Source organism: Clostridium psychrophilum (assembly GCF_018861705.1).
GTDB classification, from domain to species: Bacteria; Bacillota; Clostridia; order Clostridiales; family Clostridiaceae; genus Clostridium_AD; species Clostridium_AD psychrophilum.
On the sequence record NZ_JAHLEC010000023.1, the window covers coordinates 1 to 19,155 of the forward strand.

Annotated in this window: 17 protein-coding genes and 1 pseudogene; 1 reads left to right on the plus strand and 17 read right to left on the minus strand. The window is 28.2% G+C overall.

Annotation, left to right across the window (positions count from 1 at the left end):
* On the minus strand, nucleotides 1–245 hold a 245-nt coding region (locus KPL38_RS07185; RefSeq protein WP_512699145.1), incomplete at its 3' end, for a transposase.
* 157 nt (nucleotides 246–402) lie between these two features.
* On the opposite strand from KPL38_RS07185, the gene KPL38_RS07190 reads away from it, so the two are divergent.
* Nucleotides 403–1,602 (plus strand): pyridoxal phosphate-dependent aminotransferase, encoded by a 1,200-nt coding sequence (locus KPL38_RS07190; protein ID WP_216288469.1) that lies wholly within the window; start codon nucleotides 403–405, stop codon nucleotides 1,600–1,602.
* Between the two features lie 47 nt (nucleotides 1,603–1,649).
* Here the strand turns inward: KPL38_RS07190 and KPL38_RS07195 are convergent, their stop codons facing one another.
* The 16 genes and pseudogenes from KPL38_RS07195 to rimO form a co-directional block, all read right to left on the minus strand.
* A complete protein-coding gene (locus KPL38_RS07195; RefSeq protein WP_216288470.1) occupies nucleotides 1,650–2,519 on the minus strand; it encodes a GNAT family N-acetyltransferase in 870 nt (289 codons plus the stop codon).
* 438 nt (nucleotides 2,520–2,957) lie between these two features.
* Nucleotides 2,958–3,794, minus strand: a pseudogene (locus KPL38_RS07200) (4-hydroxy-3-methylbut-2-enyl diphosphate reductase); the annotation flags it as partial.
* Between the two features lie 41 nt (nucleotides 3,795–3,835).
* Nucleotides 3,836–4,498: a (d)CMP kinase gene (gene cmk, locus KPL38_RS07205; protein WP_246577855.1), complete on the minus strand. Its 663-nt coding sequence runs from the start codon at nucleotides 4,496–4,498 to the stop codon at nucleotides 3,836–3,838.
* 46 nt (nucleotides 4,499–4,544) lie between these two features.
* Nucleotides 4,545–5,768 (minus strand): BaiN/RdsA family NAD(P)/FAD-dependent oxidoreductase, encoded by a 1,224-nt coding sequence (locus tag KPL38_RS07210; RefSeq protein WP_216288472.1) that lies wholly within the window; start codon nucleotides 5,766–5,768, stop codon nucleotides 4,545–4,547.
* A gap of 402 nt (nucleotides 5,769–6,170) precedes the next feature.
* Nucleotides 6,171–7,049, minus strand: coding sequence for a MurR/RpiR family transcriptional regulator (locus KPL38_RS07215; RefSeq protein WP_216288473.1), 879 nt, complete (start codon nucleotides 7,047–7,049; stop codon nucleotides 6,171–6,173).
* A gap of 200 nt (nucleotides 7,050–7,249) precedes the next feature.
* Complete coding sequence (locus KPL38_RS07220; RefSeq protein ID WP_216288474.1) at nucleotides 7,250–7,960, minus strand: pseudouridine synthase; 711 nt, start codon at nucleotides 7,958–7,960, stop codon at nucleotides 7,250–7,252.
* Nucleotides 7,961–8,285: 325 nt separating this feature from the next.
* Nucleotides 8,286–8,762 (minus strand): peptide-methionine (S)-S-oxide reductase MsrA, encoded by a 477-nt coding sequence (gene msrA, locus KPL38_RS07225; protein WP_216288475.1) that lies wholly within the window; start codon nucleotides 8,760–8,762, stop codon nucleotides 8,286–8,288.
* Nucleotides 8,763–8,904: 142 nt separating this feature from the next.
* Nucleotides 8,905–9,234, minus strand: coding sequence for a single-stranded DNA-binding protein (locus tag KPL38_RS07230; protein ID WP_216288476.1), 330 nt, complete (start codon nucleotides 9,232–9,234; stop codon nucleotides 8,905–8,907).
* A gap of 302 nt (nucleotides 9,235–9,536) precedes the next feature.
* Nucleotides 9,537–10,781, minus strand: a complete 1,245-nt coding sequence (gene uvsE, locus KPL38_RS07235) for a UV DNA damage repair endonuclease UvsE (protein ID WP_216288477.1) — start codon at nucleotides 10,779–10,781, stop codon at nucleotides 9,537–9,539.
* 414 nt (nucleotides 10,782–11,195) lie between these two features.
* On the minus strand, nucleotides 11,196–12,173 hold the full coding sequence (locus KPL38_RS07240) for a tyrosine-type recombinase/integrase (protein WP_216288478.1): 978 nt from the start codon (nucleotides 12,171–12,173) through the stop codon (nucleotides 11,196–11,198).
* A gap of 87 nt (nucleotides 12,174–12,260) precedes the next feature.
* Complete coding sequence (locus tag KPL38_RS07245; protein WP_216288479.1) at nucleotides 12,261–12,521, minus strand: HPr family phosphocarrier protein; 261 nt, start codon at nucleotides 12,519–12,521, stop codon at nucleotides 12,261–12,263.
* A 96-nt stretch (nucleotides 12,522–12,617) separates the two neighbouring features.
* Nucleotides 12,618–13,814: a pyridoxal phosphate-dependent aminotransferase gene (locus KPL38_RS07250; RefSeq protein WP_216288480.1), complete on the minus strand. Its 1,197-nt coding sequence runs from the start codon at nucleotides 13,812–13,814 to the stop codon at nucleotides 12,618–12,620.
* A gap of 331 nt (nucleotides 13,815–14,145) precedes the next feature.
* Complete coding sequence (gene rny / locus KPL38_RS07255; protein ID WP_376769025.1) at nucleotides 14,146–15,702, minus strand: ribonuclease Y; 1,557 nt, start codon at nucleotides 15,700–15,702, stop codon at nucleotides 14,146–14,148.
* Nucleotides 15,703–16,014: 312 nt separating this feature from the next.
* Nucleotides 16,015–17,085, minus strand: coding sequence for a recombinase RecA (gene recA / locus KPL38_RS07260; protein WP_216288481.1), 1,071 nt, complete (start codon nucleotides 17,083–17,085; stop codon nucleotides 16,015–16,017).
* Nucleotides 17,086–17,246: 161 nt separating this feature from the next.
* The gene (gene pgsA, locus KPL38_RS07265; protein ID WP_216288482.1) at nucleotides 17,247–17,822 is read right to left on the minus strand and encodes a CDP-diacylglycerol--glycerol-3-phosphate 3-phosphatidyltransferase; all 576 of its coding nucleotides are present in this window, start codon (nucleotides 17,820–17,822) and stop codon (nucleotides 17,247–17,249) included.
* Entirely contained in the window at nucleotides 17,806–19,143 is a 1,338-nt protein-coding gene (gene rimO, locus KPL38_RS07270; RefSeq protein ID WP_216288483.1) for a 30S ribosomal protein S12 methylthiotransferase RimO, read from the minus strand. Before rimO ends, pgsA begins: the two co-directional genes overlap by 17 nt.
* Between the last annotated feature and the right edge of the window lie 12 nt (nucleotides 19,144–19,155).

The following is a 19,155-nucleotide window of genomic DNA, read 5'->3' on the forward strand; positions in this document are numbered from 1 at the left end:
AAGGAGATATCTGGGATAGAAAGTATCATTTTTATAATCAAAGCAGTTAACATGGATGATAATTTATAATCTCTAGGGTGACCAGTTAGAGCATAATAATGATTAGTGAATGTTTGAGGAATTAACTCTGATAAATCAATATATTGGTCAAAAAGTTTTATTAATCTGGGTTTATCTTGCTGAAAGTAATCATCGATATCTGTGTAAATATCAGTAAGAGATAATTGTTTTAAATTCGATTGCATGGAATTTTCTCCTTTCTGTGAATTTAGTTGTGATGAATATAAATTCGACAAAAGTTGGGGGAATTCCTGTATATATATGATTGTAAACCCTTGTAGTCGCTTGACTACAGGGTTATGCAATTAACTAAGTTTTTAATTACTGATGGGGGGAAACATTATGAAATTATCTAACAGACTTGAATCAATGGAATTTTCAGCAATTCGTAAACTAGCTCCTTTTGCAGAGGATGCGACAAAAAGAGGTGTAAGTGTCTATCATCTTAACATAGGCCAGCCAGATATACCTACTCCAAGTGCATATATGGAAGGAGTTAACAACTATACTGACAAGGTACTTAAATATGTTAATTCACAAGGAATGGATCCTTTAATAGAAAGTTTTATAAAGTATTACAAAGAATGGAATATAGAATTTTCTAAAAGTGAAATACTTGTAACTAATGGTGGTTCAGAAGCTATACTTTTCGCATTAATGTCTATATGTGACCCAGGTGACGAAATCTTAATTCCTGAACCATTTTACACAAATTACAATGCATTAGCCGATTTAGCTTCCGTAAAAGTAGTTCCATTTATTACAAAAGCGGAAGATGGTTTCCATTTACCGTCTAAAGAAGTTATTACAAATAAGATTACAAAAAAAACTAAAGCAATAATGGTATCAAATCCTGGAAACCCAACAGGTGTCGTATATACTAAAGAAGAAGTACGAATGCTTGCAGATATTGTAAAAGAGAACGATATATTTCTAATCTCTGATGAGGTATATAGAGAATTTGTTTATGATAATTTAAAATATACATCTGCTTTATACATGAAAGACATTGAAGAAAAAATAATATTAATCGACAGTATATCTAAGCGTTACAGTGCTTGTGGCGCAAGAATTGGTCTAGTTGCATCAAAACATAAGCATCTTATGGCTCAAATGCTTAAATTAGGACAATCTAGGCTTTGTGTTCCTGTGATAGAGCAAGTAGCTGCAACTAATTTAATCAATACCCCCAAATCATACTTTATAAAAACCCAAAAAGAGTATGAGGAAAGAAGAAATATTCTACATAAGTACTTACTGAAAATACCAGGAGTAGTTTGTGAAAAACCAAGTGGCGCTTTTTATGTAATTGCTAAACTTCCAATAAAAAATGCTGAAGATTTTGCAAAATGGTTATTAACAGATTTTAATTATAATAATAAGACTGTTATGGTTGCACCTGCAGAGGGATTTTATGCAACTGATGGTCTTGGTATAAACGAAATTAGATTATCCTATTGTTTGAATACTACTGCACTAAAAGATGCTATGGGAATTTTAAAAATTGCACTTGAAAAGTATATTTCATTAAATAAAAATTAAAAATATAAAAGGAAATAGATAATTATCATCTATTTCCTTTTATATTTTTATACATTAGTTCTTTGCCAAGTATACAATTCTTTTTTTACATTAAATCCTAAAGAAATATATAATTTATAAGCAACAATATTATTAGAGTCTACCCTTAATGAGACTTCAGAAAAGTTATTATCTATAGCTATATCAAGCAAGAATCTTAAAAGTGCCTTCCCATATCCTTCTTTTCTATATTTTTCTATTATTCCAAAATTCACTATGTTTGCTATTTGATTTTCCACTATTATTTGACCATAACCTACAGTCACATTATCTAATTTGATAAATATAGCACCTTTGTCAAAATAATATTCCTGTGCTTCATCATAATATATATCTTCTATATTTATTGGAATTCTATCATCATTCTTAAATATTTCATTTTGTATAAAGCAACGTGCTTTTTCATCTTTATCTTTTTTCACTATAGAAAAAGTAATCTTTTCTGGAACAAAAATGTTCACATGTTCATTACATTTTTTTTCAAGCTCAAAAAAACCTTTCATTCTTTTAAAACCTAATTTGCTTAAAATATTTATATTTACTTCATTATCCTCACATTCATAAGTTATTAAACTGCTATTAGATAATGAACCAATTAATACTTTATAAAAACTTATTGAATTACTATTATCTAAAACATTAATTGACTTAATAGAACTATGATATTTATTAAGCTTTTGAAACCATATATACCCTATATAATCATTTTCTTTTAATAATAAATTTACATTTCTTCTTAAAAAGATTTTTTGAATAATATTGCTATTATCATACTCTTCAAAAAAATTTTTATTTGATAAACTAAAATTACTGTTAAAATGATTAATTTTTCTGAAATCATCAATATTCTTTAGCCTTAAACTCGTTGATTTGTACATTTAAATTTACTCCATTTTCTTTATTTTTTTAGCAAATTCTATCATTAATATAAATGTAATTATAAATCTATTTTCAATACTTTTACAAGAAAATTATAAAAATTAATTATATTCTTTTATAAAATTAGTATAATCATTATAAAAAGTTTGCTGGTTTTCATTATAGTTTATTATTTTACTTTACCCTTTAATTTTATCACTCCCTATTATAATACTATTACATTATATTAAATAAATGTCTTTAATATTCAACAATAAGTAAATTTATAATTGCCTAGCCTATAGTATACATTCAAGTAAATAACATGTTAATTTTCTAAGCTATTATAATTAGCTCAATCATATAAAATAAAAGGGCATAAAAATATCTATAAATTAAACATCCTAGTTAGTGTTTAGTCTATAGATATCTTTATAATTTTATACCTATCATGTTTAATTCATTTTTAATATTGCTTCCTTAATAATCCAATCAGGTGTTGAAGCACCAGCTGTAACGCCTATTCTTTTTATATTATCATCTTTTATAAACTCATTAGGAATACCTAATAAATTTTCTACATATATTGTGTTTTTACAATTTTTTTTACAAATTTCATAAAGTTTAGTAGTATTAGAACTATTGAATCCACCAATAACAACCATTGCATCAACTTTATTAGAAAGATCTTCTGCTGATTTTTGACGCACTTCTGTAGCACTACAAATAGTATTAAATGCAACTATTTCCTTACTAGTTTTTATGACTTTACCGAGCACATTCTCCCAAGTAGATTGTCTTTCAGTTGTCTGAGATACTACACATATTTTGTTTGTAATGCTATTAAACTCAGTATCATCTTTCAAAATCACTGCAGAATTATTACACCATCCGTTAATTCCAATAACTTCAGGATGATTTTTATCTCCTACAATAATTATAGTATATCCTAAGTCATAATATTTTTTTACTTTTTTGTGTATATTTTCTACATGGGGGCATGTAGCATCTATAATATTAAGATTGGTTTTATTTAATTTATCCAATGTTTCTTCAGATATTCCATGTGATCTTATTATAAGTGTGTCATTATCTTCTAGTTTATCAATTTCATCAAACTCTATAGGATATATTGAGTTGTCCTTTAAAAATTTTACAACATCGTTATTATGTATAAGTGGTCCTAGAGTATAAATTTCTTTATTATATTTGTGTTTCATGTTTAAAGCTGTATCTACAGCTCTCTTAACACCAAAACAAAAACCAGCTGAGTCCGCAAGTGTTATTATTTTCATTCTTTCACGTCCTTAAATAAAATATCATATTAAATTTTATACTAGTTATTTTTAGTATTAGAGTTAATATATGTTGCTATACTTTCGACTACTGTATTAATACTCATAGAAGATGAATCTATTTCTATGGCATCATCAGCCTTTGTTAATGGGTTAATTTCTCTGTGGGTATCGATATAATCTCTTTTTATAATATCATTTAAAATAGTATTGTAATCAACATCTAATCCTTTTGAAATTAATTCATCATATCTTCTTTTGGCTCTCTTATCATTACTAGCAGTTAAATAAAATTTAAAAGTAGCATCAGTAAGCACTACTGTACCAATGTCTCGCCCGTCCATAATAACATTAAACTTTTTAGCAATATTTTGTTGTAACTTTACAAGAATTTCTCTTATTTCGGCAACTGCCGCATACTTTGAAACATTATTGCTTATAGTAGGCATATTTATCATGTCTGTTAAATCTTCATTATTGACAAATAAACGATCCTCAACAAAATGCATTTCTAAAGATTCAATTAGGTTAATCAATTTGTCTACATCTTTCTCTGTAATATTTGCATCCATCGCTTTTAACGTAACTGCTCTATACATTGCTCCAGTGTTAATATACATGAGATTAAATTTTTCACCTATAATTTTAGCTATAGTACTTTTGCCTGCACCTGCAGGGCCATCTATGGCAACAGAAAGTTTCATTATACTCCACCCTTCATTTATAAAATTTATATTTTAATTGTAATTACTATATGCCCACATTATTTCCAGCTAAATATCCTGTTGATAAAGCTATTTGCAAATTATACCCTCCAGTGAAACCATCTACATCAATCATCTCACCTGCAAAATAAAGATTATCAATTATCTTTGATTTCATGGTTGATGCATCTATATCTAAAGTATCTATTCCACCACTAGTTATAATTGCTTCTTCTATTGGTCGAAGACCCTTAATACTAAGAGGTAAATTTTGAAGCAATTTAACTACAGTTTTTCTTTCTTCTTTAGTAATTGAATTAACTTTTTTGTTTTCATCAATGTTTGATAAATGTATTATAGTGTTTATTAGCTTACTTGGGAGTAAATCATTTAATGAGTTTTTAAAGTCTTTGTTTGCATACTTTAAGAAATCATTACGAACACGTTTATCAAGTTCAAGTTCACTTAAAGCTGGTTTTAAATTTATTAAAGCCTTTAAATTCTTTTCTTCTTTTACAAAACTACTACCACTTAAGACAATAGGTCCTGAAATTCCATAATGAGTAAAAATCATTTCTCCAAAGTCCTTATAAATAATCTTATTCTTTTCGTTAATAATTTTTAATTCTACATTTTTTAGAGATAGACCTTGTAAATCTTTAACCCATTCCTCATTAACAGCTATTGGCACTAATGAAGCTTTAGGTTTAATTATATTATGGCCTAAAACACGAGCATATGTTAAACCTTCACCAGATGAACCTGTCTGTGGGTAAGATAAACCACCAGTACATAATATAAAATAATCTCCGTATATTATAGTTCCATTTGCAAGTTCAACTCCAATTACTTTCTGATTATCTCTAATTAACTTCATTACTTTTGAATTTAATTGTACTTCAACTTTCTTGTTTCTTAGTTCCGTATTAAAAACTTTTATAATATCTGAAGACTTATCCGACACAGGAAATACTCTATCTCCTCTTTCAACTTTTACGTTAACCCCAGCCTCTTTAAAAAAATTCATTGTATCTTCATTAGTAAAGGAATATAAAGAGCTGTATAAAAAATGAGGATTACATGGTATATGTTCAAAAAAATCACCTATCTCCTTAGCATTTGTAATATTGCATCTACCTTTACCAGTTATATATAGTTTTCTTCCAAGTTTTTCATTTTTTTCAACTAGTACCACTTCGTGTTTTGATGAAGCTGCAACAGCTGCCATCATGCCTGATGGTCCTCCTCCGATAACAATTACCTTTGACACTAAATCACTCCCCTAAAATATTTGTTTGTGCACTAAAATGTTTAACTCTATCAAAAGCAAATACAACAACTGTATTTGCTTTTGATAGTCTTTTTTGTTAATAAAATCATAAAATGCTAAGAGACCCTACTAATAAAGGATTCTCTTAGCATTATTCATACAAAATTAATAATGCTATTGTGTTTGCGTACAATCTTTAGCTAACCCATCCACAACAATATTAACTTATGAAACTAAATCTGTTTGCTTCTAAAACAGTTTTATAACTATAAATGTGTGTGTAAACAATACATTGTTTTATGTTTGTAACATTATATAGTACCCTATGCATAATGTTTTTCAGACAAAGGTTAGAATTATTTTTTAAAATTCTTTTAAATATATGTATTTATATTACATTGTCTATCTTTCATCTCTATCCTTCAAAGAATAAACTTGATATTCTTCCCATATATCCTCTAAAGTAGAAAACGTTCTTGATATCTTTTCCTTTTCTCTTAAGCCAACAGCGATTATTAGTGCATTGATAACACTAAGTGGTGCAACTAAGGAGTCAACAAAAGATGCCATATTGCTTTGTGCTATTAATGTATAGTCAGCTTTCGCTGCTAATGGAGATAACAGACTATCAGTAATTGCTATAACGTTAGCATTTTTGCTTTTTGCGAAAGCTAAAGCTTCGATAGTTCTTGTAGTGTATCTAGGAAACCCTATCCCTATCACTATGTCTTGTTCATCAACATTAAGCATTTGCTCAAATATGTCACTAACACCATAAGCAACTACTTTAACATTATCTAATATTAGATTTAAATAAAAGGCTAAAAATTCAGCTAATGCAGATGAACTTCTAAGTCCGATTATATATATTTTTCTAGCTTTAAATAATGAATTAACAATATCTTCAAAAGATTGATAATTTATTTTTTCAAGAGTTGCTCTAATATTTTCCATATCAGCTTTTAATACACCTTTTAGCGCATTCTCTTGAGTCATGAAGTCATTTGATAATTCAATTCTTTGCACAGTAGTTAATTTGTTTTTGATTAATTCTTGTAAAGATTTTTGTAGTTTGGGATAGCCACTAAATCCTAATTCATTGGCAAATCTTACAACAGTTGACTCACTCACACCTACACTAATTCCTAATTTAGCAGCTGTCATAAATGCTGCTTTATCATAGTGTTTTAGAATATATTCAGCAATTAATTTTTGACCTTTACTTAAACGTGGAAACTTGATTTGAATAGATCTCATCAAATCTTGTTTATTATTTTCCATAATCAGCTCAATCCTTTCTATGTTAATTTCAATTAAATGAAATAAAAATTTCAATAGATGATAAAATGAAATATTAATTTCATTTTATCATCTATTGAACATAGTTTCAACGAATTATTCAGTTTATATAGAACTTTTTCAGCAGTATTGTATAGTTAGCTAAAAATATTTTCATTTTTTACAAATACTGAAGTTTTAGATTATAAATTCTTCAAATATTTAACTTCATCTTCTTCTAGATTTCTCCATGTTCCCTTTTCCATATTTCCAAGTGTAATTTCTCCTACAGAAACTCTCTTTAATGCAATTACTGAATGACCAATCACTTCACACATCTTTCTGATTTGACGATTTTTACCTTCGTGAATTGTAATTTTAGCTCTGCAGTTAAAACCAACTCTCCTAGTTATTTCAAAATCTGCATGTGCTGTAATGTATCCGTCAATATCAACCCCATTACAAAACTGATCTATTTCTTCCTCAGATGGACATCCTTCAAGTATTGCTAAATAGACTTTGTTAATTTCTTGTCTTGGATGAATTACTTTATTATAGATATCCCCGTCATTTGTTAATATAATTAGACCACAAGTATCATAATCCAAACGCCCTATTGGATATATTCTTTCTTTTACCTTAACTAAATCCAGAATAGTTTCCCTATCCTTTTCATCCTTTACAGTAGATACTACCCCTTCTGGTTTGTTTAATGCAATATAAACCTTATTTTCTTCTATGTTAATGATTTTATTATCTACACATACACTATCTTTTTCAGAGTCAATTTTATGTCCAAGTTCTTCTACTACAATATTATTTACTTTTACTCTTCCTTCTGTAATTATTAACTCACACTTTCTTCGTGAAGCAACACCACAGCTTGCCATGTATTTTTGCAAACGTTCTTCCACTATACCACTTCCTAATATTATTTTAGTTATTAGACATATATTAATTTTTCAATCTATTTTGAATAAAAAGATCAACTATATATAAATAAGTCTCATTATGAATTATATAAGTATATTAATAAAAAATCAATTGCTATAATATTAAAATAAGTGAATTATATTAAAATAATCTCATTATCATATACTAAATCTTGATAATATTGTAACAAGTACATAATTAAATTTAATAAATATGTACGTATAATAATTTACTATTAATTATGAGGTTAAATATTATAAAGCAAGGAAATGTATAGTTTACATTTCCTTGCTTTATAATTCTAATTTAATTATCTAAATTAATGTGACAGTAACCACCAGGGTTTTTCTGTAAATATTTTTGATGATAATCTTCAGCATTATAAAAACAATGTAGAGGCTGAACTTCCGTAACTATTGGTTTATCGAATCTACTTTGTGTTTCTTTTTTTGTTTTTAATATAATATCTAAATCTTTCTCATCTTTATAATATATTCCACTCCTGTATTGATTACCGATATCATTCCCTTGTCTGTTCGTTACAGTCGGATCTATAATTCCCCAAAACTTATTTAATATTTTTTCTAAAGTTACCTTCATTTCATCATATGTTATTAAACAAGCTTCAGCATGACCTGTGTTTCCAACACAAACTTCATCATAAGATGGATTATTTTTTTTACCATTAGCATACCCTACTTTTGTTTCAAAAATCCCACCTATTTGGGACATATAAGCTTCTACGCCCCAAAAACATCCTCCTGCTACAACAATAGTTTTCATTAAAACACCCCGCCTTTTGTATTATCCGTCCGAAATAAATTACTAAAACCTAATAAATAATTATTTTCTTCCAGAGTCCATTAAATACAAATTTATATTATTAACTATACTAAATTATACCACAGGAATAATCTTATGAATACTATACTACTTGTTGTTTATTATCTAAAAATTTAAAATCCTCAGCTACAACCTCAGTACTATATCTTTTATTCCCATCTTTGTCTAAATAACTGCTACTAGAAAGTCGACCTGTTATAGCTAATTGGCTTCCTTTTTTTAAGTGCTTACATATTGTCTCAGCAAGTCCACTCCATGCCACAATATTAATAAAATCAGCCTCAGGTTGTAATTCTTTATGTGATACCCTATTAATAGCTATTGTAAATCTAGTATAAAACCCTTTTCCTTCGTTAAAACTCTTAAGTTCTAAATCTCTTGTTATTCTTCCAATTATTGATACTGTATTCATATAATATCTCTCCTTTTGTTTATAGTATAGTAGAATGGGTTATTCAATACATAACAAGATTTAATCTCTAAAATGTAATTAAACAACTTTTAAAATTGTTGACAATAAAAAGGATTTTTATACAAACAAACGTTTGCTATTTTTAGAAGATTTTCAATTTTTTTATTATTTCATGGTTAAAATCGATAATATTTAGTTTACATTTTAGTGTTAGTTTACATAATAAAAGTTACGTGAACTAACACTAAATAATTAAAGAACACCCTATGCTAGGTGTTCTTTAATTTACAATATTTACACATTTAATAACAAAAATAGTATGAGTTAAGCATATATTCAGCGTTATACCTATCACATAGCTTTTTTAAATAAAGTTTGACATTTTGTTTATGATCTATATCTAAAATAAGTTTATTAAAATGATTTTTTTCTCTATCTGTAGCTTCATTTTTAACATAACCCCATACATGCTCTGAAGTATTTATAAAACTTCCATTATCTTTATCAAGGTTTATTATTTCATCAACATAATCATAGAATTCTTCATAACTACATTTATCTTTTACCAATTTACTGCAAACTTTATAATATCTATAATTTCTTTCCATTAACACATATTTATATTTAGACCACTGTTTTTCTATGATTGTACCATTTGTTAACTTACCAATGTTATCAACTATAATATTACATTTTATTGCCGAAATATCCTTGTCTTTTACTTCTAGCATAATATCGGGATTAAACTCTTTAACTTCATCGTAATATTTTAAAAATTTTTTAACTATTATAGTATCAGAATGTGCACCCGTTTGTCTCTGGAGATTTTGCTGACTATAATGAACTTTTATATGCCCATCCTTTTTATACCATGTTTTAGAAACCTTCACCAATATATCTTTAATAGACTCATTGCCTACGTGATTACACTCATGATGAAGATTATCAAATATTACTGGTATATTAATTTCATTGCTTACAAAAAGCACATCATCGATATTAAATATTTTATCATCATTTTCAATTACAAGCCTATCTTTTACCGATTGTGACAATCTCTTGAAATTTATAATAAACCTATTCATGGAGGCGCTCTTATCTCCATAACCTCCTCCAATATGAAGGATAATTTTATTACTCGAATCAACACCTAGACAATCAAGGAATCTAGCGTGATATTCTAAATCTATAATTGCCTTTACTACAATCTCTTCTTTTTCAGCATTTAGTACTGTGTACTGACCTGGATGCATAGATACCCTCATACCACATTCTTTTATAAATTTTCCTATTTCATTTAATTCATTTTTAAAATATTTGTACCATTTAATCTTATTAATGCTATGACTACCTAACGGAACTATATCTGAGCTTATTCGAAATAAATTTATATTATACTTTTTATTATTTTCTAATATTTTTCTTAAATCTAATATATTTTGTTCAAGAACTTCTAAAAGCATTTTTTCTGAAAACTTTTTTACAGTTAATCTTCTATTTGTTCTTTCATTTATTGTAAGTGGAATGCATGCATATCCTATTTTCATAATTATCTCCTATTTATATTTCATTATTTTTTATATTTAAACATGTTGACATTAATGAGCAATACAAATATTATCCTCATTTCTACAACATTTATTTTTCCTCATTTGAGCACATAAATACTTCTAAAACACTAAAGAGTTACGAAAGTATATATAACTTTTATAACTCTTTCATTGTCTCGCGCTATTTTATATTTAGATATAAATTAGTATTTTTTAATATGCTTATACTTCTTTGCTTGTTGTCTACTTTAATCACGTCTACGGCTACTCAGAAGTAATATATCTCATTGAATGAATGAATGCTTAGTGAAATTGTTATGTATCTATACGAGCTTCCTAATCAATAATTTTGATATGCATGAATTTTAAAGTTTTACATTTAAAACTTAACCTCAAAACTCAAATATCTAACTAAGACAAATCAATCAAATCCCCAGCATTATGTTTTAACTTATCTATTGAATGGATATACCTATTAGTGGTAGCCAAATTTTTGTGTGCAGCAAAATCTCTAACTTTTTCTACTGTAGCTCCTGCGAGTATTGCTAATGTTATTGCTGTATGTCTAGTAGAATGAACCTTTAAATTTTTATGTATACCAGCATTTCTAGCTACTTTTTTTATCATGTAATTTAAAGTGCTTGCATTTAATTTTTCTTTGTTTTTGCCATTAGACGAATGACCAATAAACAAATACTCCTCACCATTTACTATCTTATCTCTTTTAGTCAATTTAATATATTTATCAATCATATTTAGAACACTGCTTTGAAGCTTCACTATGTCATCTTTCCCACCTTTCCGTCTTACTTTCACTACATTATATCCCGTATATGTAGTGATATGTTTTAGTTTAATGTTTATAATCTCAGATTTTCTTAACGCAGTAGTTAAAGCAAGCTCTAATATAGTTTTATTCCTATGCCCTAGTATTGTGGAAGTATCAATACTTCCCAATAAAACCTTACACTCTTCCTTTGTTAAAAATTCAGTTTCTTTATTGTTAATTACTGGTTTTTCATCTTTTAAGTTTCCAAAAGGATTATATTTTATTATTTCAATACCTGTAGAATTGTCTTGATATTTTAATAACCATTTATAAAGTGCACTTAATGATGATATTTTTCTATTTATGGTAGCCGAGGACATGTTTTGATCCATTAATTTCATTATAAAATTTTGTGTATGTACTATAGTCACCTTTCTAATGTCCTCAATTCTAATATCTAATATAGAATCAACACAAAAAAAATCTTTTATATCACGTTCATAACTTTTAGAAGTATAAATACTTTTCCTAGCTTTTATTTCAAGGAAATAGCATATAAAATGTTCGTTATTTATTTTTATATCTGAATTACAGTTATTATCTATAATACTATCTATCATATATGTATTCTCCTTTAATATATTTATATACATTTTAAAAAGCTGCAAACAGAAAGTTAGCAGCTTTTTAAAATGTATAGGTTATAATTATTCCTCTAAAGATTTAATTAGTTTTACTATTTCCTCTAATGCCAATTTTTCATCGGTGCCATTAGCTATAACGTTTACAGTAGTGTCTGGTCCCACTCCTAGAGATAAAATACCTATTAAACTTTTAATATTAGCTTTCTTCCCCATAAATTCTATTCCTATATCTGATTTGAAAGAAGCAGCCTTTCTTACTAATAATGTAGCCGGTCTAGCATGTAGTCCTTTAGAATTACTAACTTTAACTTCTTTTGTAACCACTTTACTTCACCTCAATATTTTTATAGTAGTATGAACTAATAATAGACAAATTACTATTAGTTCATGATAATATAATATCATTAAAAAGTTTCTAAATCAATTCTGAATTTTTTTAACAAATTTTGCTATTCTATCAAGTCCATTTTTTATGTTTTCCACGGAAGTAGCATATGATATTCTAATATAATTATCTACGCCAAATGCTATACCTGGAATAACAGCAACTTTTTCTTTTTCAAGTAAAATGTTCGAAAAAATAATTGAATTTTTTATAACCCTTCCATCCACAGATTTGTTCAATGTTTTACATATATTTACCATAACATAAAAAGCTCCTTCGGGTTTTATGCAGGATAAATTATTAATGCCATTAATTCTTTCTACCATATAGTCTCTTCTTAACTTAAATTGCTCAATCATTTTGTAGACTTGATCTTGATTACCATTTAATGCTTCAACAGATGCATATTGAGCAATTGAATTAGGATTAGATGTAGTATGACTTTGAATATTAGACATCAATGATATTATTTCTGAATTTCCTGCTGCATAACCTATTCTCCATCCTGTCATAGCATATGCTTTAGAAACACCATTAATTACAATAGTTCTGTTGTAAGCATCTTCTGAAAGACTTGCTATGCTAATATGTTTACTACTACCATATAATAACTTTTCATAAATTTCATCTGATATTATAATCAAGTTGTTTTTTTTCGAAAATTCAGCAATTTCTGTAAGTTCTTCACTTGAATATACTGTCCCCGTAGGGTTATTGGGACTATTTAGCACTATCGCTTTAGATTTAGAAGTTACTACTTGTTTAAGATTTTTAATTGTTAATTTAAATTTATTAATTTCTTCTGTTTCTACATAAACAGGTTGTCCATCTGCTAATTTAACTAGTTCTGGATAACTAACCCAATATGGAGATCCAATAATAACCTCATCTCCAGGATTTAAAATAGCTTGAAAAACATTAGCTAAACATTGTTTTGCTCCAGTAGAAACTATAATTTGAGATGGCACATAATTTAAGTTATTATCCGTGTTGAATTTTTTAATTATTGCTTGCTTTAGTTCAATAATACCTGAAGTTGCTGTATATTTAGTCATTCCGTTTTTAATTGCCTCTATCGCCGCTTCTTGAATATTTATTGGTGTATTAAAATCTGGTTCACCAGCACCAAATCCTATGACATCTATACCATTAGCTTTCATCTTTTTAGCCTTAGCAGTTATGGATAATGTCAAAGATGCTGATATTTGTCCAGCTTTTTTAGATAATAACATTTTTTTACCCCCATACTTATATTCGCTTATGTTACTTATATGTCTTATTAATTTGAGTATAGATTACATAATCCAACTAATATTTTATTTTAAATCAATTAATATTTAAAAACATACGCTACTAATATATCATTTCTTTTTAGTAATGTAAATGGAACAACTATATTTTGCATCCTTAAAATATGCAAGAAGTAAAATATTTACTTTAATTAAAAAATAATTTACTATCTTATAAGTCCTATTTATACTTATTATTTAAATTCTTTTATATTAAAAAATCCTCTTGTAATTTAGAAATATTCTAAATTACAAGAGGATTTTTTCTAGTGACTTATTTAGCATAATCTATAGCTCTTGTTTCTCTAATTACATTTACCTTGATTTGGCCTGGATATTCTAGTTCATTTTCAATTCTTTTAACTAGATTTCTTGCCAATTCAGCCGCTCCTGCATCATCAATTACATCTGGTTTAATCATAATTCGAACTTCTCTTCCAGCTTGAATAGCATAGGACTTCTCCACGCCTTCATAAGAATTTGCAATTTCTTCTAATTTTTCTAATCTTTTAATGTATGCTTCTAAGGTCTCTCTTCTTGCACCTGGTCTTGCAGCTGATATAGCATCTGCCGCTTGAACTAATATTGCTTCAAGAGATTGTAATTCAACATCGCCATGATGTGCTGCAATAGCGTTCACTACTATAGGTGATTCATGATGTTTCTTCGCTATTTCTGAACCAATAAGTGCATGTGGTCCTTCGACCTCATGGTCTACTGCTTTACCAATATCATGAAGTAATCCACATCTTTTTGCGAGTGTTGGATCAATTCCAAGTTCTGACGCCATAAGTCCAGCTAAATACGAAACTTCTATTGAATGTTTTAATACATTTTGGCCATAACTAGTTCTGTATTTGAGTCTTCCAAGTAACCTAATAATTTCTGAATGAAGACCATGTACTCCCGTTTCAAAAGTAGCTTGTTCGCCTTCTTCTCTTATGTCGCTCTCAACTTCTTTTTTAGCTTTTTCTACCATTTCTTCAATTCTAGCAGGATGAATTCTTCCATCTACTATTAATTTTTCAAGTGCTATTCTAGCAACTTCACGCCTTATAGGATCAAATGCTGAAAGAATTACCGCTTCCGGTGTATCATCTATTATTAAATCTACACCCGTAAGTGTTTCTAGAGTTCGAATATTTCTACCCTCTCTACCTATTATTCTTCCTTTCATCTCATCATTAGGAAGAGACACTACGTGGACTGTTGTTTCTGCAACATGGTCAGCCGCACATCTTTGAATTGCATAAGTAATAATTTCTCTTGCTTTTTTATCAGCTTCTTCTTTTGCTTTAGTTTCAATTTCTTTAATCATAATTGCAGCGTCATGTTTAATTTCTTTTCTTATTTCTTCTAATAAAACTTGTTTTGCTTCTTCTGCAGTTAATCCTGATAATCTTTCTAATTCCCCTCTTTGCTTTTTGTATAAATCTTGTACACTTTCTTCAACTGTCTCAATTTCCTGTTGTTTTTTACTAAGATTTTCTTCTTTTCTCTCTAGCACATCACTTTTCTTATCTAAAGATTCCTCTCTTTGGATATTTCTTCTTTCTAACCTTTGAACCTCGTTACGTCTTTCTCTTGTTTCTTTTTCCAAATCGGTTCTAAGTCTGTGAACTTCTTCCTTTGCCTCTAAAATCGCCTCTTTTTTTCTTGTTTCAGCATCTTTTACACTTTCATCAAGAATTTTTTTGGCTTCTTTTTCTGCCTTGGAAATATTTGCTTGAGATATATTTTTTCTTATATAAATTACAACAAAAATACCTACTAAAACAACAACCAAAATAGCACTTGCTAATATGAGCATTGTTTGACTTTTAGCATCCATTGATTATCAACACCTCCTTTTCCTATTTTCAAATCTATTTAAGAGTAAACATGAAAGCTAGAAAAAGGTGTCATACTTATTAATTGGTAGCAATTAAAATATGCTAAACCAGTATTTGTATTTATTTTATATTACTTTTCAATTAATGTCAAGATTATAACATTTAAATAAATCATATTACTATTATAATATAGTCTACTAATCATTAGCATATTATTACTTGTTGAAAAATTCAAATTAATATATAAATTCAAAATAGTCAAAATATATATTAATAATTAACTAAAGAAAAAAGCAAGTAAAAACTCGCTTTTATGCTTCCTTTTTATTTGCTTCTTTTTTAGAAGTTTCCTTTTTAGAAGTTTCTTTTTTAGAAGTTTCAGGGCCTTTTGATAATGGTAAATTATGTTTTGTTCTAATTTTATTTTCTATCTCCAACATAACCAAAGGGTTTTCTTTAAAATATTGTTTTGAATTTTCCCTTCCTTGTCCAAGACGTATATCTCCATAAGAAAACCATGCTCCACTTTTTTGTACAATTTCTTCTACAACTCCTATATCTAGAACATCTCCCTCGCGAGATATGCCATGACCATACATAATATCAAATTCAGCCTTTTTAAATGGAGGAGCTACTTTGTTTTTAACTATTTTTATTCTTGTACGATTACCCATAAATTCATCACCTTGTTTAATTGTATCAATTTTTCTGATATCCAATCTAACAGATGCGTAAAATTTTAATGCTCTTCCACCTGGTGTGGTCTCTGGATTACCAAACATAACTCCAATTTTTTCTCTTAATTGGTTTATAAATACAAGAACACATTGGGATTTATTTATAGAACCAGCGAGTTTTCTTAAAGCTTGAGACATAAGTCTTGCTTGCAATCCTACATGTGAGTCTCCCATTTCTCCTTCTATTTCGGCTTTAGGTACCAATGCAGCTACTGAATCGACAACGATAACATCTATAGCCCCAGAGCGAACTAGTGCTTCTGTAATCTCTAACGCCTGCTCACCTGTATCTGGTTGTGAGACTATTAAATTTTCTATGTCTATTCCTAATGCTTTTGCATATTCAGGATCTAATGCATTCTCAGCATCAATAAATGCAGCTGTTCCTCCGTTTTTTTGAGCTTCTGCAACTATATGAAGCGCAACTGTAGTTTTACCTGAAGACTCTGGTCCAAAAACCTCAATAATTCTTCCTCTAGGGACTCCACCTATACCAAGTCCTATATCTAATCCTAAACAGCCAGTAGAAATAGCCTCTATGTTTAACTTGCTATCTTCCCCAAGTTTCATTATAGAACCTTTTCCAAATTGTTTTTCTATTTGACCCATAGCAACTTCTAATGCTTTTAATTTTTCGTTATTCATAAATTTCCCCTTTGGGTTCACCATCCTTCTATTAACGAACATCTGTTCTATTTGTAGTATACACTATTTGATTTATATGGTCAACATATAAATCAAACATCCTATTTTTGTCCATTATAGGAAACCTTTATCTGTATTATTAACAGTTTTTCTAAACTTAATCATTTATCAACTCTAATTGTCCCTTTATTTTTAACAAAATAGTCAACACCTGATATTATTGTAATGACTACAGCAGCGCCCATGAAAATATTAGTTAACATATTTAAAATTTCTTTTACATTCATTGACATGCCAATAGTTTTATTACCATAAGATAAATTTATCAATGCAGTAATTATTGCTATTATCTGAATAACGGTTTTTAATTTTCCCCATTTACTAGCAGCAATTACTTTTCCTTCTGCCGCAGCTATTGTTCTTAAACCTGTTACTGCAAATTCTCTAGCAATTATAATCATAGCCACCCAACCATACACAAGATGGAGTTCGACTAATGATACAAGAGCAGCAGTTACTAATAACTTATCGGCTAATGGATCCATAAATTTACCAAAGTTAGTTATTTGATTTCTACTTCTAGCTATATAACCATCCAATTTATCCGTAAGAGAAGCTATTATAAAAATGACTGTAGCTAATTCTCTTCCATAAGGTATTCCTTTAGCTGCTATAAAGAGTAAAAATATAGGTACTAAAAAAATTCTTATCAATGTAAGTTTATTTGCAAGATTCATAGTACACAACTCCTATTAGATCATATTCTAAAGCTTTGACAACTTTAACTTTAACAAATTCACCTCTATTATATAGCTTATCAGATTCAAAAAAAACAGTTCCATCTACTTCTGGTGCCATCTCATAATTTCTACCATAGTAAGTTTTTCCATCTAATCCATCTACTAGAACTTTGTATATTTTTCCTATTTTATTCTTATTTATCTCTTTAGATATATTTTGTTGCAAAATCATCAATTCTTCTTCACGTTTAACTTTTATTTCTTCTGGAATTTGATTTTTCATTTCCGCAGCTTCAGTTCCATCTTCCATTGAATATTTAAAGACTCCTAATTTATCAAATTTAGTATCTTTAATAAATTGTTTTAATTCTTCAAAATTTTCTTCTGTCTCTCCTGGGAATCCAACTATTAATGTAGTTCTAAGTGTTAAACCCTTAATACTTTTTCTCATCTTACTTATATTTTCTGTTATAACTTTTTTTCTTCCTTTTCTTTTCATCAACTTAAGTATATCGTCGCTTATATGTTGAATTGGTATATCTATATATTTGCATACTTTATTATTTGAAGATATCTCACTAATAATTTCATCAGTAATTTCTTCTGCATAGCAGTAAAGTACTCTAATCCACTGAATCCCACTTATTTTAGAAATCTTATTTATTAATATATGTAAACTTTTTTTGCCATATAAATCAATCCCGTATCTAGTAGTATCTTGAGCAACTAATATTATTTCTTTGCACCCATGTTCACTTAACTCTTTAGCCTCTTGTAATATATTCTCCATCTTTCTGCTTCTATATTTCCCTCTAATATTAGGTATTGCACAATATGTACATGCATTATCACAACCTTCAGAAATTCTAATATAAGCAGAATAAGTTGCTGTAGTTAATACTCTTTTACCCTCATTTATATTTTCATCACTGTAATTGCAATATTGTATTTTTATTTTTTTTAAAAGAACTTCTTCTATACTACTCAATAACTTATTATAATCATTGACCCCGAGCATTATATCGAGTTCTGGCATTAATTCAAGCAATTCTTTACCATACCTTTGAGTTAGGCAACCAGTTGCAATTAATACCTTACACTTATATTTTTCTTTATATTTTGACATTTCTAAAATAGTATCTATTGATTCCTGTTTTGAAGACTCTATGAATCCACAAGTATTTACTAAAATTATATCTGCTAGTTTAGGATCATTGGTCATATTATACTTCTCGCTTAAGCTACCTATTATAATTTCACTATCAATTCTATTTTTATCACAACCTAGATTTATAACTCCAACTCTTAAATTTTCCACCAGTCATCCTCC

Excerpts from the sequence above, each read along its gene's own strand:
- pgsA (WP_216288482.1), bottom strand. The coding sequence starts at position 17,822 with ATGAATCTTGCAAATAAACTTACATTGATAAGAATTTTTTTAGTACCT.
- cmk (WP_246577855.1), bottom strand. The coding sequence starts at position 4,498 with ATGAAACTTTCTGTTGCCATAGATGGCCCTGCAGGTGCAGGCAAAAGT.
- msrA (WP_216288475.1), bottom strand. The coding sequence starts at position 8,762 with ATGAAAACTATTGTTGTAGCAGGAGGATGTTTTTGGGGCGTAGAAGCT.
- KPL38_RS07195 (WP_216288470.1), bottom strand. The coding sequence starts at position 2,519 with ATGTACAAATCAACGAGTTTAAGGCTAAAGAATATTGATGATTTCAGA.
- KPL38_RS07240 (WP_216288478.1), bottom strand. The coding sequence starts at position 12,173 with ATGATAGATAGTATTATAGATAATAACTGTAATTCAGATATAAAAATA.
- KPL38_RS07215 (WP_216288473.1), bottom strand. The coding sequence starts at position 7,049 with ATGGAAAATAATAAACAAGATTTGATGAGATCTATTCAAATCAAGTTT.
- recA (WP_216288481.1), bottom strand. The coding sequence starts at position 17,085 with ATGAATAACGAAAAATTAAAAGCATTAGAAGTTGCTATGGGTCAAATA.
- KPL38_RS07230 (WP_216288476.1), bottom strand. The coding sequence starts at position 9,234 with ATGAATACAGTATCAATAATTGGAAGAATAACAAGAGATTTAGAACTT.
- uvsE (WP_216288477.1), bottom strand. The coding sequence starts at position 10,781 with ATGAAAATAGGATATGCATGCATTCCACTTACAATAAATGAAAGAACA.
- KPL38_RS07190 (WP_216288469.1), top strand. The coding sequence starts at position 403 with ATGAAATTATCTAACAGACTTGAATCAATGGAATTTTCAGCAATTCGT.
- KPL38_RS07250 (WP_216288480.1), bottom strand. The coding sequence starts at position 13,814 with ATGTTATTATCTAAAAAAGCTGGACAAATATCAGCATCTTTGACATTA.
- rny (WP_376769025.1), bottom strand. The coding sequence starts at position 15,702 with ATGGATGCTAAAAGTCAAACAATGCTCATATTAGCAAGTGCTATTTTG.